Here is a 15,126-nt window from a genome sequence, read left to right as displayed (position 1 = left end):
AAAACCAGCGAATTTTTTCGCTGGCTTTGGTTTTATAAAGTTAAAAAATCTTAGTTATAACCAGGATTTTGAACCAATTTATTATTTACCTGCATTTCTCTAAGCGGAATTGGGAAAACCAATTTATCGCTATTCCAACTTAAAGAGCCTACACTTCCTTTTGTACGTTTGATATCATGAATTAAGAAACCTTCGAAACCTAATTCTCTACTTCTTTCTTCCATAATATCAGCTTGCGTAACTACAGAAAGAGAACTTGCGTGAGCTCTGTTTCTAATTTCATTTACATCATCTTCCGGAGTAGCTCCTACAGACGTTCCTAGTGTTAAATTAGCTTCGGCTCTTATCAGATACATCTCTGCTAATCTGATGACATGTAAATTACCAAACTGATTTTTGAATTTAGTAGTTAATCTGTCTCCATAACCGTTATAATAGAAAAAATCTCCTCTTACGTCGGATGCTTCAAAAAGATCTACATATTCGTCTCTTACAGCAATATCTCCACCTCTACCACCGTAGATTTCGTCTGCATAGAAAGTGTTCAAATCATTAATTCCGGATTGAGAAGTAACCTGCATTGCAAATAAATCTTCTGAAGTATTTTCGCCGGTATTGAAAGCAGCATCGTAGGTTCCTGTTAAAATTTTCCCGCTATTTTCTATTACATCATTGGCCATAGCTCTTGCATTAACATAATCTCCTTTTTGAAGATAAACTCTTGCCAAAAGGGCTTTTGCAGAATATTCGTCTGCGTAGTAAGAATTGTCTGATGGTAATTTTGTAATAGCTTCGGTTAAATCTTTTATAACCTGAGCATAAACTTCTTCTACGGTATTTCTGGCTACAGATAAATCTCCACTAAAATCTATTTTGCTATCTAAAATAATTGGAACACCTAATTGAGTATTATTAGTACCTGCAATATATTGCTTGCCATAGAATCTTACTAATTCAAAATAATTAATAGCTCTTAAAAATTTAGCTTCTCCTTCAATTCTCTTTTTATCGTCTGCATCTGTTACTACATTTAAGTTATCCAATATTACGTTGGTTTGATAAATTGCTTTGTAAGCGTATTGCCAAGTATCCCTTACATAAGCATTATCTGAAACTATGCTTTTGGTGTAGATGTTTCTAAGCGAGGCATAAGTACCATACCAATACAAATAATTAGAATTCCCCAGAAGATCTGCATACATCTGAACGTCTCCACCTAATAAATCTGCTCTGCCAGTGATGGCATAGGTTCCTATCAAAATATTATTGATGTTTTCGGGGGTAGAGATTACCTTATCGGTAACAATACTTTGTTCTGGAGTAACATCTAACTGTCTATCGCAAGAGGTAACCAGATAAAAACCAGATAAAGCTAAAATTATATATTTTATATTTTTCATTTTTTTAGATTTAGAAATTAACATTAATACCAAAAGTCACTGTTTTAGCAGGTGGCGCCGAGTAGAATGTAGAGCCACCACCACCTCTGGAAGTATCTGATCTGGCTTCCGGGTCGTAGCCGCTATATTTAGTGAAGGTAAGCGCATTAATTGCAGATACATAGAATCTAATTTTACTAATTCCCCAGTTTGCGGTAAGATTTTTATCTAAAGAATATCCCAGACTAATATTTCTAAGTCTTACAAAGTTTGCTTTTTCTAAGAAACGGGTAGAAGCTTGTGTACCATTGCTATCTCCCAATCTTGCTTGTGGCACCATGGTAATATCACCTGGTTTTTGCCAACGGTTCATTTGATCAACAGTTTGATTATCAAACCAATCTGCGTTTACAGATTGAAAAACACCTCCTGCGTTATAAATACTTGCCCCAAATTCTCCCTGAAATGTGAAAGAGAAATCAAAATTTTTGTAATCGATAGTATTGGTAAAACCAGCTATCCAATTAGGCGTTGAGTTTCCTGCAACAATTCTTTGAGCCTCACTATAATCGTTAGTAGTGCTTTTATCTAAAGAACCATCTGCTTTTATTGTATTTTTATAAAACAAAGCATCTCCGTTTGCAGAATCTACACCTGCATACTCTACCAAATAGAAAGAATCTAATCGCTCTCCTACTCTTCTGATGATGTTTCCTCCAACTTGATCAGCATTATTATCAGACAAAGCTAAGATTTTGTTATTGTTATTGGCAATGTTAAAACTAGATTCCCAAGAAAAATCTTGCGATTTGAAGTTTTTAGTATTTAAAACAAATTCAAAACCATTGTTCTTCATATCACCTTCATTACCAAACATATTGGGGTAACCAGAAGTGTACGGTAAATTTTTGTCTGCCAATAATCCACCGGTTTTCTTATTATAATAATCTATTTCTCCAGAAATTCTATTTTGAAAAAAACCAAAATCTATTCCTAAATCTGTTTGGGTAGATTTTTCCCAGCCTAATTTATTATTACCCTTTCTTAAAGGATATAAACCTGGTATTTGCTTGTAAGAATTTGCTACCCACTGATCCTTTGATGCGTAATTCCCAATTTCTGCATTTCCGGTTTCTCCCCAGCTTGCTCTTAGTTTTAAGAAAGAAATTACACTAGACGAAGACAAGAAATCTTCTTTAGAAATTACCCAACCTGCAGAAAGAGCTCTAAAGGTTCCATATCTATTTTCATCTCCAAATCTTGATGAACCATCTCTACGAATAGAAGCTTTAAAAAGATATTTACCATTATAATCATAATTAATTCTTGCAAAAACAGAATTAAATGCAAATTCATCTACGCTGCCTCTACCTGCAGAAATTTCTCCGGCACTATCTATTGTTTGAAAATCGTCTGATGGGAATTTAATACCTGTTACACTAGAAAATTTTCTTTTATTTTTATTAAATTCAGTCCCCACAACAGCTTCAAAACTATGAGAACCTAATGCCAGATTATAATTCAAATAATTAGAAAAAACAATATTTTCTGTATCTACAAAAGAGTTATAAGCATAACCATTGGTGGACATAAATGGCGTTTTTTTACCTCGAAAATTTACTTCTTGTTGATTGTAATTATCAAATCCATAATCGGTATGGAAAACTAAATTTTTAAGGATTTTATACTCTCCAAAAACTTTAGCAGTAACTCTTTTTATTAAAGTATTGTAATTAGCATATTTGTCTTCTAATAAAAAGTTGGCATAGGTAGTTCCATCGAACGGTTCGCCATCTACAAATGCAGGCGAAATAGGAGCTAAAGCCACAGCTTGCATGGGAGTAGTAAATTCGTTATCATTGGAAACTCTATCTATGCTCGTTCTGGAAAATCCAATATTTAAACCTAACTTTATTTTTTCTATTGGACTTGCGCTCACATTTAATCTGGCAGTATTTCTGTTCAAATCATTGCTTCTGATTATTCCTTTTGTATCGTTATTAGAGGCTGTAAACATATAGTTATATCTTTCGTCTCCGCCAGAAACCGAGAAATCAGCATCTCTTACAGAGCCTTTCTGGAAAATATAATCTTGCCAATCTGTATCTATTACGCCATTTCTCCAATCGGTATTATTAGAATATCCATCTAATCTGTTTTCTACATACGCTTGGTCTGCCCAAGAGCTATTTCTACCAGATTCTAAAAACAATTCTACATATTGTTTTGCATTAAGCCACTTTACTTTATTAGTAGGTCCACTAAAACCCTGAGACAAATTTAAGGTTAATCTAGGTTTTCCCTTTTTACCGGTTTTCGTGGTAATTAACACAACTCCATTACTTCCTCTTGCTCCATAAATTGCTGCAGATGAAGCATCTTTCAAGATTTCTATAGATTCTATTTCAGTTGCACTTAGCGTAACCAATGGGTTTACAGGCGCTCCGTTAGTAGATTCATCTGAATTAATCATCGGGATTCCATCAATTACATAAAGAGGACTGGTACCAGCACTTATACTTGCTGTACCACGAACATTAATATTAAACCCAGATTCTAATTTACCATTGGTTTGATTAACCCTTACCCCAGCTGCTTTTCCAACGATTGAATTTTGAAAATTGGCATTTGGAACTTCCTTAATAGACTCTGAACTAATTTTCGCCACATTGTCTGTAAGTTTCGCTTTGGTAGATTTTCCATAACCTACCACTATCACCTCATCTATTTTTCTTTCGGTAGCAGCCGTGTCTTTTTTCTGACCATAAACTCCTACACCCATGAAAAACAATGAAGCAACAGATACTTTTAGTACATTTTTTTTCATATCAAATTAATTTTTCACAATATTAATAATAAATTTAATTTTAACAAAACTTCAACAAACAAATATGGATTTTAAAAAAAAAAAATAACAAAAACAAAATAATGATAAAAAATCAACAGTACACTAAATCAATCATAAGACGTACATGATTACTTTGTAGAAAAATATCTACATTCCCCTCGATATATATCTAGTGTATTTATTGTGAATTAATAGCTAGAGCATAGTATCTTTGTATCACAAAACACAAATGATAAAAAAAGCCTGATTATCATTATACAGAACTTTAACATTCTGTAGATAATTTTAGAAAAATTTCCAAAGTAAGCATTCTTATTTTTTAAGAATGCTTTTTTCTATAATACCCTTAAGAGTCTTTTTCAAATTATTTATTTAATCCTAAAAAGAGATAACTTATTCTGTATTAACAATTCGTTATTTGTAAATTTCAATATTTATTTCTCCATCTTCGGTTACAGTTCCTCTGTACATTCCTTCTGTATTGAAAGTCATAGCAACGTTTCCATTTTTATCAAGGGCAATCATACCGCCATCACCGCCTAGTTTTTCTATTTCTAGCATTACTTCTTCAGTAGCAGTTTTTACATCTTTATTCTGATATTCGTATTTTGCAGCAACCGTTCTGGCAGCAGAAGTTCTAATATAAAACTCGCCCCAACCTGTACCAGAAATTCCCACATTTTTATCAGCGTAAGTTCCTGCTCCAATTATCGGAGAATCTCCTACTCTACCATATTTTTTATTGGTCATTCCGCCAGTAGAAGTTCCTGCAGAGATGTTTCCATCTTTATCTAAAGCTACACAACCTACCGTTCCAAATTTTCTATCTACCCAATAATTACTAGGATAATGTAGATTATTCATTGCATTGGGTTGATTGGTTTTCAATTCTGCTTTTTTCACTTTTTGAAGAGCATTCCATCTTTTTTCCGTCCAGAAATATTTAGTATTCACAATTTCTAAACCTTCTTTTTTTGCGAATTGCTCTGCACCTTTGCCAATCATCATTACATGTTCAGATTTTTGCATTACCGCCAAAGCCGCTTTTATAGGATTTTTAACTACGGTAATGCCCGCTACTGCGCCTGCAGATTTATCTTTGCCATACATTATAGACGCATCTAGCTCATTTCTGCCATCGCTGGTAAAAACCGCTCCTTTCCCTGCGTTAAAAAGCGGACTGTCTTCCATTACCACAATCGCTGCTTCTACCGCTTCCAGAGAATTTTTGCCTTGTTTTATTTTTTGATAAGCACTCGTTAACGCTTCTTTCAATTTGTCTCTGTATTGCTGCTCTAGCTCGGGCGACATTTCATTTTTCAGAATTGTACCAGCACCGCCGTGAATCACAACAACATACTTCTTTTGAGCATAAAAAATTAAAGAACTACAAATGGTAAAAAGCATCAATATTTTCTTCATTTGATTGAATTTTATACAAAATAAATAATTTTCGCTCAAAAAACACCCATCAAAACACTTTTTTTATAGAAAAAATTAAACAATACCCCAATTTTAAAGACACAAAAATAAAAACAACCTCATTTTTTGTTACATTTACACAAAATTTACAACCCAAAAACATCATGAACTATTTAAAAATCAGAATTTCACTATTTTTTGTGCTTCTTATTCTTTTTGTACAAGCAAAACAAGACTCTTTAAATTATCAAATAGACCTTTCTAAAGCCAAAGAAAACACTTTTGTAGTAAAACTGAATTACAAAAGCAATCATACTGGCGTGGAAGATTTCATGATTTCTAAATGGACACCTGGCTATTATCAAGTTTTAGATTTCGACAAAAATATCAGCAATATAAAATGTAACAATTCTAAAAACGAAGCAAAAGATATTACAAAATTTACCGATAACACTTGGAGAATTGCTACTACAAAAGGCGAAGAACTTACCATCACTTACGAAGTAAATGCAAAAACTAATTTCATTGCAAAACCTTATATTGATAATGAATTTGCTTTTGTAAGGCCAACTGGTGTTTTTATTTTCCCTGCATCAGATTTACAAGTTTCTAGCAAAGTAAAATTCATCAATAATCCTTGGAAAAACATTACTACTTCTCTCAAAAAAATAAACAACTCTTACAACGCTGTAAACATAGACGATTTGCTAGATTCTCCCATTTTAATTGGCAATCTCAATATATTAGATTCATTTCAAGTAAAAGGCAAAAATCACTATTTCTCTGGAAGACAATTGGATGATTTTGACACCAAAGATTTCATCATTTCTGTAAAAAAAATTGTAGAAACGGCTACAGATATTATGCAAGATATTCCTTATGATGATTACAGTTTTATATCTATAGGAAAAGGAAACGGAGGAATAGAGCAAACCAATTCTACAGCGCTTACCTTCAATGGTGAATTGTATAATACACCACAAGGAAAACAAAAATTATTAAATTTTATCACTCACGAATATTTTCATCATTTTAATGTAAAAAGAATTAGACCAGTAGAACTAGGACCTTTCAATTATTCTGGCATCAACAGAACCAATTCTCTTTGGGTTTCAGAAGGACTAAACGTATATTACGAAGGTATTATCATGAACAGAGCTGGTCTTAAATCTAGAGAACAAATGTTAAATGAATGGACAGGAATGATTAATAGATTTGAAAGCAACGAAGGAAAACATTTCCAAACTCTTGCCGAATCTAGCGCACACACATGGGAATACGGCCCTTTTGGAATTAAAGGAAAAACCATCTCTTTCTACGAAAAAGGACCATTGGTTGGTATGCTTCTAGACCTTACCATAAGACATAACACTCAAAACAAAAAGTCTTTGGACGATGTGATGAGAAAATTATATTACACCTATTACAAAGGCGAAAACAGAAGGTTTCACCGAAAATGAAGTCAAAAAAGCATGCGAAGAATTTGCAAAACAAGATCTTTCGGAGATTTTTTCTTACATCTACACTTTAGAACCAATTAATTACAACAAATATTTTGAATTTGCAGGTTTAAAAGTTAATAGCACTACCAAAGACGGAAAAATAGTGTATGAAATTTCGGCTTTAGCTAAAACCAACAGTTTACAGAAGGAAATCAACAAAGATTTATTCAGATAAAGCGGTAAAATATATCATTTGGAGAAAAATTTTTCCTAATTTTACCTTTTAATAAAAATCAATTCCTGAATTTTTTTTCAGGAATTTTCTTTAATACTATAATTATCAAAATGAAGATAGCATATTTCGGGAGCGAAGCATCTAATACACACATCGTAGCATTACAAACTTTTGAAAACGAAGAACTCATTTCAAAAGCTACTATTTTAGATTGTTTCAAGGCAGTGGAAAATGGCGAAATAGACAAGGCAGTGGTTCCGTTAGAAAATTCTATAGAAGGAACCGTTTCTACCACTTTAGATTTTTTATATGAATTCGAAGGCATCAGAATAGAAGCCGAAGTAGTAATGCCCATCACTCACCATTTGATGATTCATCCCGAAAATACAGAGATTGAAAAGATTTATTCTCATCCTCAGGCATTGGCTCAATGTTATCATTTTTTGAATAATGAATACAAAGAAATCATTAAACAAGAATTTGGTTCTACCGCAGCCGCAGCCAAAAGAGTTGCAGAAAATCCAGAGAAAAAATATGCCGCAATTGCCAATTTATATGCTGCAAAATTCTACAACCTGAAGGTTCTTCATTCTAACATTCAGGATTTTGAACAAAATCACACCAAATTTATTGTGATTTCTAAAAAAGATGAAAGCCTAAAACTTTCTAAAAACAAAACTGCAGAAAAAACTTCGTTAATTTTAACAATGCCAGAAGATCACGCTGGTGGACTTCACCAAGTGCTTTCTGTTTTCGCTTGGCGCAAAATGAACCTTACCAAAATTGAAAGCCGAACACTAAAAACTGGATTAGGAAATTATTTTTTCTTTATTAATATTGATGGAAATTGGGAAAGCGTACTTTACAAAAATGCCATTGAAGAACTAGAATCTATTAATGTAAAAGTGAAGTTTCTAGGACATTATGAAGAATATTTACTTGAGAGTTAAAAACTAAAAAAAACAATAACCAAATGTTAATCAATATTACTTTAGTCATTCTTCTTTTGATTGTATTTTCTTACTTAAATGGAAAAATAAACAATTTAGAAAACGAAATTAGAGCGTTAAAAAAAAGAAATATAATTAAAGAAGAAAATATTGATTCTACTCTTAAAGTTCAAGAAGAAAAACCTCTTCATGAATCTTATTTAACATTCAATAATAGAAAAACGGAAAAAATAATTTCTGATAACATCATTCAAGATTACCTGAACAAAGAAAACTCTTGGATTGACGAGGTTTTGGGTTTTGTAAAACAAAACGTTCTCACTATTATTGGGATTCTCACTTTAGTGATAGGAATTGGATATTTTGTAAAATATGCTATTGACAAAAATTGGATTGGCGAAACCACCAGATTTGCGATTGGTATTTTTACAGGTTTTGGAATTATGGCAATTGGGTATTTCATTCAAAAAAATTACAAAACATTTTCTTCAATTATTTCTGGTGGCGGAATTGCAATTTTATACCTTAGTGTAACATTGGCTTTCCAAGAATATCATCTTTTTTTTCAAAATATTGCCTTTATATTTTTAGTATTCATTACCATTTTAGCAGTAATTACAGCTTATTTTTACAACAGCGAAGTGCTTATTATCTTTGCTTTAATTGGCGGTTTTGCTTCTCCTTTGATGGTAAGCAACGGAAATAGCAATTATCTGTTCCTTTTCATCTATATTTCTTTATTAAATTTAGGAATGCTGGCTATTTCGTATCTCAAAAATTGGAAAAGCATCGGTTGGTTTTCCTTTTTCACCAGTTATTTATACTTAAGCGTTTGGATTTCTGATTCTTTAGACCAAAAAACCATATATTTTTCCGCATTATTTTATATAATTTTTTATGCTTTTGCGATAAGAAATTACATCAAAAATAAAAACTGGAATCCTTCAGACATTTTACTTTTGGTAATGATTAATATTTCTAGTTTAATTGCTATTACCTACATTTTCAAAGAGTTAAACCTAGAACCTATTATTCTTTTTCCTTTAATTTTTGCAGGAATTAATGCACTTCTTTGGACAATTGAAATAAAAAATAACAATTCTAAAATTTATCATCCGGTTTTTATTGGCATCACTTTAAGTTTAATTACAATTGCAGTAGCATTACAATTCAAACTTCATATTTTCACTTCACTTTGGGCAATAGAAGGTACTTTATTACTTTTCATTTGGTACAAAACCAAGCAAGATATTTTCAAAAAAGCATTTTTATATTTACTTCCTTTAGTTTTAATTGCAGAATGCACTTCTTGGTCTCAATATAACGACACACTTTTTTTTAATTTTCTCTTCAATAAAATATTTTTTACAGGTTTATTAATCAGTATAACTTTCGGAATTAACTATTATTTTATCCGAAAAAACAAAATAGAAAACAATCTGGAAATTGAATTTCAGCCATTTTTTAAATTTCTAGCTTTTGCTAATTTTTATATCATTCTGCTACTAGAATTAATGAATTATTATAAAAATTCTGACGAAAACTTTCTTTACATTACAGCACTTCTATTTACTATTTTTTATATTTTTGCACTTCTTATTCTCTCGAAATTTATATTGAAAGAAAAAGAAGAAGAAGTTTTACTTTTCACAATACCAGTTTTAACGATTATATTAATTTCGAAACCAGAAATTAACGCTTATTTTATTTCTCAAATTGGTGCTTATACTTATTATTTATTATACATTATCCCAATTGCCTTTATAATCTGGAAATTATTAAATCACAAATACTTAACAACAAAATTTGCCTATTTTATACTTGCAATTTTCTTTACTTACATCATTTCTATTGAACTTTCTCATCTTTATATTATTTCAAACGCCAACAAAATCAACGAAATTTTAAATATGAAAAACCATTACATTAATTTCTATTTACCAATGATTTGGACAGTTTGCGCAATTGTCTTCTTATTTATTGGATTAAGAAAGCAAATTCCAGATTTCATAAAATTCGGGTTCGCATTAATTGGTTTAATGGCAATAAAACTCTACGCAATAGACGTTTGGAGAATGGATAATATTTCCAGAATTATTGCTTTCATTATCTTAGGAATCATTCTGCTTTCCAGTTCTTTTATGTATCAAAAATTAAGAGGAATATTGAAAGAACTTATTGATAAAAACAAAAACGAAGATTAGCAACACAAAAACTGAAATTTTGTCATAAATTTCAATTCAAAAAAATAAAAACAAGTCATTTTTACCGCTCAATATCAAATAGTTATGAAATTTTGTCGCTTTTTTTGAGTGGCATTTTTTTTGTGAACTTTTGGATACATCAAATTAATATATAAATGTTTAATCCAAAAAAAATATCACAAAATGACACTTATTAAAAGAAACCCAAACGTACCAGCTTTTGCTAATTTTTTCGACGATTTTCTTGCAAAAGATATGTTTAATTGGAACGACAAAAACTTTGCAGATTTTGGAAACACTTTACCCTCTGTAAACGTAAAAGAAAACCAGCAAAATTATGACATTGAATTGGCTGTTCCAGGCATGAAAAAAGAAGATTTCAAAATTTCTTTAGACCGAAATATTCTTACCATTTCTTCTGAACAAAAAGCAGAAACCGAAGAAAAAGACCAAAACGGAAAATATACCCGAAGAGAATTTAATTATAGTGCATTCAGCAGGTCTTTCACATTGCCTTCACAAGTGGTAGATGCAGAAAATATTGCAGCAAATTATGCAGACGGTATTTTAAAAATTATGATTCCTAAAAAAATGAAGGAAGAAAACGCCGTAAAAACCATAGAAATAAAATAATACATTCTTCATAAAATTTTCATATTAACCGAAAAAGCGAGACAATTTCTGCCTCGCTTTTTTGATATTTTATTTTTGAATTTTTCCTTTTTTACCTACTCTTCTAAAAGTTTTTTAATGTCTTCAATCAAAAGTTTTCTATCTGGCTGAAATTTTCCATCCAATTTTGCATTTTTACCTTCTGCATCTTCGTAATTGAGACCAGAATAGTACAATATAGGCATTCCGTTTTTATCAAATCTACATCTTACATTTCCTTGTTTATCTACCAAAGCCAACATTCCACTGTGATTAAGACTTTCCGCTTCATCTTCTTTATCTCCCACAAAAATATCAAACTCATCGGCAACTTTGCCAATATAATCTCTATCTCCCGTCAAAAAATGCCAATTCGGATTAGTAACACCTAATTTTTTAGCATGATTTTTCAGAAATTCTGGCGTATCGTTAGTTGGGTCTATACTGATGGAAATAATCCCAAAATCAGGATTGTCTATCTCCTTATCTACAAATTTCAGATTGCTATTCATTACCGGACAAATCGTAGGACATCTGGCATAGAAAAATTCTACCACATACACTTTCCCAAGCATATCTTTGTTAGAAATTCGCTTATTATTTTGGTCGGTTAAAACAAATTTTGGAGCTTTCATCACAGTGTGAAGGCTCTTTTTGAAATAAGAATTTCCTATAAAAATAGTCAAAACAATAACCAGCAAACCAATTAATTGATAAACCAGCATTTTGTTCATCCCAAATTTTGAGGGACTTTTTGTATTCTTCATCCCAAATTTATTTCACGTATTTTTTAGGATTCTTTTTAAATTCGTCTTTACACATAGAATTGCAAAAACCATACGTTTTCCCTTTGTAAACCGCAGTATCTTTCATGTATTTAGGAATTTCCATGTGGCAAATTGGGTCTTCTGTATTTACAACTTTGGCGGTTAATTTTTGAGTTGTAGAAGATTTTTTATGATTTACTTTCTTTACTTCAGGCGTTTGTTGAGAACAAGATAAGATAGAAATTGCTGCAAAAGCAACTGAAAAAATATATTTCATTTTTTTAATTTTAAATTATTGAATAAATGTAAGAAATCGCAAGACTACGATTTAATAAAGGATAGAATAAAGTTAAAATCAACAAACTGGCGGATGAAAAACACTTCCAAGATAAGGCTTTAAAACAGAATTAAAGTGATTTTGGAAATTATTTTCAACCTTATCTTGAAATTGAGTTATTATACTGAAATCTAAAATTTCATTCAGAACAAAAGCATCAATTGATGTAATTTGTATTTTAGATTCTTTAGTATTTTCGTTTTCAGAAGACTTCAGAATTTCCTTTTTTACGTAACATTTTCCGTTACAACGGAGCTCTGGTTTGTCTCTATTTTCACACAATTGAGTAGAAATGTACTGATAATTTACGGCATAATCTAAGATAGGCATTGCCGTTCTGAGCGCCAAAACCAATAATAGAAATATGGAAATTACAATTCTCATTTTATTAAGATGGACAAATTTAATGAAATTAAAATACAATTAAAGTGATTTTTGTAACTTTGAGAAAAGCTTTTAATCAATGAAAAACGTTCTATTCTATCTGCTCATTTTTTTAAGTTTATTTTCTTGCCAAAAAGAAGAAAAAATAAATTCTAAAGTTGAAAAAAAGACATTAAAAAGAATCAAAAACGACACTATTTTTATTAAAGAAAAATGTGCTGTCTTTATTACTTCAACAGACAAAAACATTGAAAAAACAAAAAAAGAAATAGGTGAAGAAAATTTTTATATTGGCGCAGATGATTATGCTTGGTATCACCACGAAGCTTATGAATTTATTAGTAAAAAGAAAGTTAAAATCATCAGTATTAACAATGAAAAAGTAATCATTTTTAAATCAGACCTTGGAAACTATACAATTCTAAGAGATACTATAAAAGATTTGGGAAGTACTTATCTTTTTTCACCTAATAAACTTCCCAAAAAAGTATTTGACATTGATATTGAAAATGAATACAAAAATTATTTTGGCGAAAAAGACAGTTTAAAATTCTCAAAAAAAGAACAAACCTTACAATTTATTTATAACGCAATTCATTGTCCTTGCGCACAATGGACTAATTTTAACAACAAAAAATCGACAGAAAAATTTTATTTAATTGATGAAAAAAAATTGACACAAGATGCGGAAGATTTTTGGGATGGCTCAAGTTTACCTTTTATTGTAGAAGCAACTGGCGTTTTTTCTGAAAATAAATCTGTTCCAAAAGGTTTTTCACCAAAAGGTGATGCAGAAAGAGAAAAAGCGAGAATTTTTGAGTACAGAAAAATCAGATTGATTCAATTAGGAAATAAAAAATATTAATATGTAATGAAAAAAACAATTCTATATCAAATTATTATTGGAGGAATATTCTACTTTTTAGTTGCTCTTGCTTTGTACACATTTCTTAAGGAACCAAAACAAATTTTAAAAGATTTCTTAGATGTAACAATAAGTAGTTTTTTAGAAAAATTTCTATTTGTATTTTTAGCTCCGATATTGATTATTGCATTTTCTTTAATTTTAATTTTCAGAAATAAAAAAAAGTAGCATCCAACCTAAGAATACTTTCCTTTCCATTTTTTTTCTATTTCTTCTCTAATTTTCTTTTCGGTAGAATTGTTCCCTGGTTCATAGAATTTAGTGCCAGAAATTTCTTCGGGCAAAAACTCCTGATTTACAAAATTGCCATCGTAAGAATGTGCGTATTGATAATCTTTTCCATAATCTAAATTTTTCATCAATTTAGTTGGTGCATTTCTGAGATGCAAAGGAACAGGCAAATTACCCGTTTGTTTCACCACCGCCAAAGCCGCATCAATTGCTTTATACGTAGAATTAGACTTGGGCGAACAAGCCAAATAAACCGCCGTTTCGCTGAGGATAATTCTAGATTCGGGGTTTCCAATAACATTTACTGCTTGAAAACAATTATTAGCAATAGTTAAAGCATTTGGATTTGCCAAACCAATATCTTCCGAAGCCAAAATAAGCATTCTACGCGCAATAAATTTCACATCTTCGCCACCAGCAATCATTCTTGCGAGCCAATATACTGCTCCATTTGGGTCAGAACCACGCATAGATTTGATAAAAGCCGAAATAATATCGTAATGTTGCTCTCCGTTTTTATCATAAAGTGCCATTGTTTCTTGCAAAACCGAAAGCACATCTTCGTTGGTAATTATCTTTTTTCTTGAATTTTTGAACTGACTCAACACCAATTCTATAGAATTAATCAGTTTTCTGGCATCGCCACCAGAATATTTAATAAAAGCTTCTTTGTCTGCAATTTCGAACTGAGTAGTTTCTTCTTCATTAAATTTTTTCAAAGAAACTTCTGCCAATTCTTCTAATTTTTCGTAGCTTAAAGATTTCAAAATATAAACCTGCGAACGCGAAAGCAATGCAGAAACCACTTCAAAACTAGGATTTTCGGTAGTTGCACCAATGAGAACAATCCAACCTTTTTCTACCGCGTGAAGCAAAGAATCTTGTTGAGACTTGTTAAACCTATGAATTTCATCAATAAACAAAATGGGAGATTTACCACTGAAAAGATTTTGTTTTTTTGCATCTTCAATCACTTCTCTCACCTCTTTTACACCGCTAGAAACGGCAGAAAGTTTAAAAAATTTCCTTCCCGAATTTTCAGAGATAATTTCCGCCAAAGTAGTTTTTCCCGTTCCTGGAGGCCCCCAAAAAATAAGAGATTTCAGAGTGTCATTCTCAATCATTTTTCTAATGGTACCATTTTTACCTGTAAGATGCTCTTGCCCCAAAACTTCTTCTAGGGTTTTAGGTCTTAATTTTTCGGCTAAAGGAATGTTTTGATTCACAATAAATTACAATATTTTTAATATTTATACAAAAATATTACTTTTAATTGAAAAAAAATATATATTTGTGATATCTAAGAAACCGAAAATTTGTTATACGAGAATTACTGCTGCTTCATTTTATG

At 31.1% G+C, this 15,126-nt stretch carries 12 protein-coding genes; 5 read left to right on the top strand and 7 right to left on the bottom strand.

Features of this window, described 5'->3' with window-relative positions:
• Window positions 1-50 precede the first annotated feature (50 nt).
• From QM746_RS08135 to QM746_RS08125, 3 genes are all read right to left on the bottom strand, one after another.
• Window positions 51-1,400 (bottom strand): RagB/SusD family nutrient uptake outer membrane protein, encoded by a 1,350-nt coding sequence (locus QM746_RS08135; protein WP_414983755.1) that lies wholly within the window; start codon window positions 1,398-1,400, stop codon window positions 51-53.
• A gap of 10 nt (window positions 1,401-1,410) precedes the next feature.
• Entirely contained in the window at window positions 1,411-4,206 is a 2,796-nt protein-coding gene (locus QM746_RS08130) for a SusC/RagA family TonB-linked outer membrane protein (protein ID WP_414983754.1), read from the bottom strand.
• Window positions 4,207-4,641: 435 nt separating this feature from the next.
• Entirely contained in the window at window positions 4,642-5,649 is a 1,008-nt protein-coding gene (locus QM746_RS08125) for an isoaspartyl peptidase/L-asparaginase family protein (protein WP_414983753.1), read from the bottom strand.
• Window positions 5,650-5,813: 164 nt separating this feature from the next.
• On the opposite strand from QM746_RS08125, the gene QM746_RS08120 reads away from it, so the two are divergent.
• From QM746_RS08120 to QM746_RS08105, 4 genes are all read left to right on the top strand, one after another.
• Window positions 5,814-7,109, top strand: a complete 1,296-nt coding sequence (locus QM746_RS08120) for a hypothetical protein (RefSeq protein ID WP_414983752.1) — start codon at window positions 5,814-5,816, stop codon at window positions 7,107-7,109.
• A gap of 327 nt (window positions 7,110-7,436) precedes the next feature.
• Window positions 7,437-8,276 carry a prephenate dehydratase gene (gene pheA / locus QM746_RS08115; RefSeq protein ID WP_414983751.1) on the top strand — a complete coding sequence of 280 codons (840 nt, stop codon included), beginning with the start codon at window positions 7,437-7,439 and terminating at the stop codon, window positions 8,274-8,276.
• Between the two features lie 23 nt (window positions 8,277-8,299).
• Window positions 8,300-10,480 (top strand): DUF2339 domain-containing protein, encoded by a 2,181-nt coding sequence (locus tag QM746_RS08110; protein ID WP_414983750.1) that lies wholly within the window; start codon window positions 8,300-8,302, stop codon window positions 10,478-10,480.
• A 183-nt stretch (window positions 10,481-10,663) separates the two neighbouring features.
• Window positions 10,664-11,113 (top strand): Hsp20/alpha crystallin family protein, encoded by a 450-nt coding sequence (locus QM746_RS08105; protein WP_414983749.1) that lies wholly within the window; start codon window positions 10,664-10,666, stop codon window positions 11,111-11,113.
• A gap of 95 nt (window positions 11,114-11,208) precedes the next feature.
• On the opposite strand, the gene QM746_RS08100 is transcribed toward QM746_RS08105, so the two are convergent.
• The 3 genes from QM746_RS08100 to QM746_RS08090 form a co-directional block, all read right to left on the bottom strand.
• Window positions 11,209-11,898 (bottom strand): SCO family protein, encoded by a 690-nt coding sequence (locus QM746_RS08100; protein WP_414983748.1) that lies wholly within the window; start codon window positions 11,896-11,898, stop codon window positions 11,209-11,211.
• Window positions 11,899-11,905: 7 nt separating this feature from the next.
• Window positions 11,906-12,175 (bottom strand): YHS domain-containing protein, encoded by a 270-nt coding sequence (locus tag QM746_RS08095; RefSeq protein ID WP_414983747.1) that lies wholly within the window; start codon window positions 12,173-12,175, stop codon window positions 11,906-11,908.
• Window positions 12,176-12,253: 78 nt separating this feature from the next.
• Window positions 12,254-12,619: a hypothetical protein gene (locus QM746_RS08090; RefSeq protein WP_414983746.1), complete on the bottom strand. Its 366-nt coding sequence runs from the start codon at window positions 12,617-12,619 to the stop codon at window positions 12,254-12,256.
• 79 nt (window positions 12,620-12,698) lie between these two features.
• Between QM746_RS08090 and QM746_RS08085 the strand changes: the two genes are divergently transcribed.
• Entirely contained in the window at window positions 12,699-13,484 is a 786-nt protein-coding gene (locus QM746_RS08085) for a hypothetical protein (protein WP_414983745.1), read from the top strand.
• Window positions 13,485-13,720: 236 nt separating this feature from the next.
• Here the strand turns inward: QM746_RS08085 and QM746_RS08080 are convergent, their stop codons facing one another.
• Complete coding sequence (locus tag QM746_RS08080) at window positions 13,721-15,001, bottom strand: replication-associated recombination protein A (protein ID WP_414983744.1); 1,281 nt, start codon at window positions 14,999-15,001, stop codon at window positions 13,721-13,723.
• Window positions 15,002-15,126 lie beyond the last annotated feature (125 nt).

This window comes from Cloacibacterium sp. (assembly GCF_047601505.1).
GTDB lineage: Bacteria > Bacteroidota > Bacteroidia > Flavobacteriales > Weeksellaceae > Cloacibacterium.
Note: the sequence above shows the minus strand (reverse complement) of the source record. Positions and strands in the feature narration are given on the sequence as shown.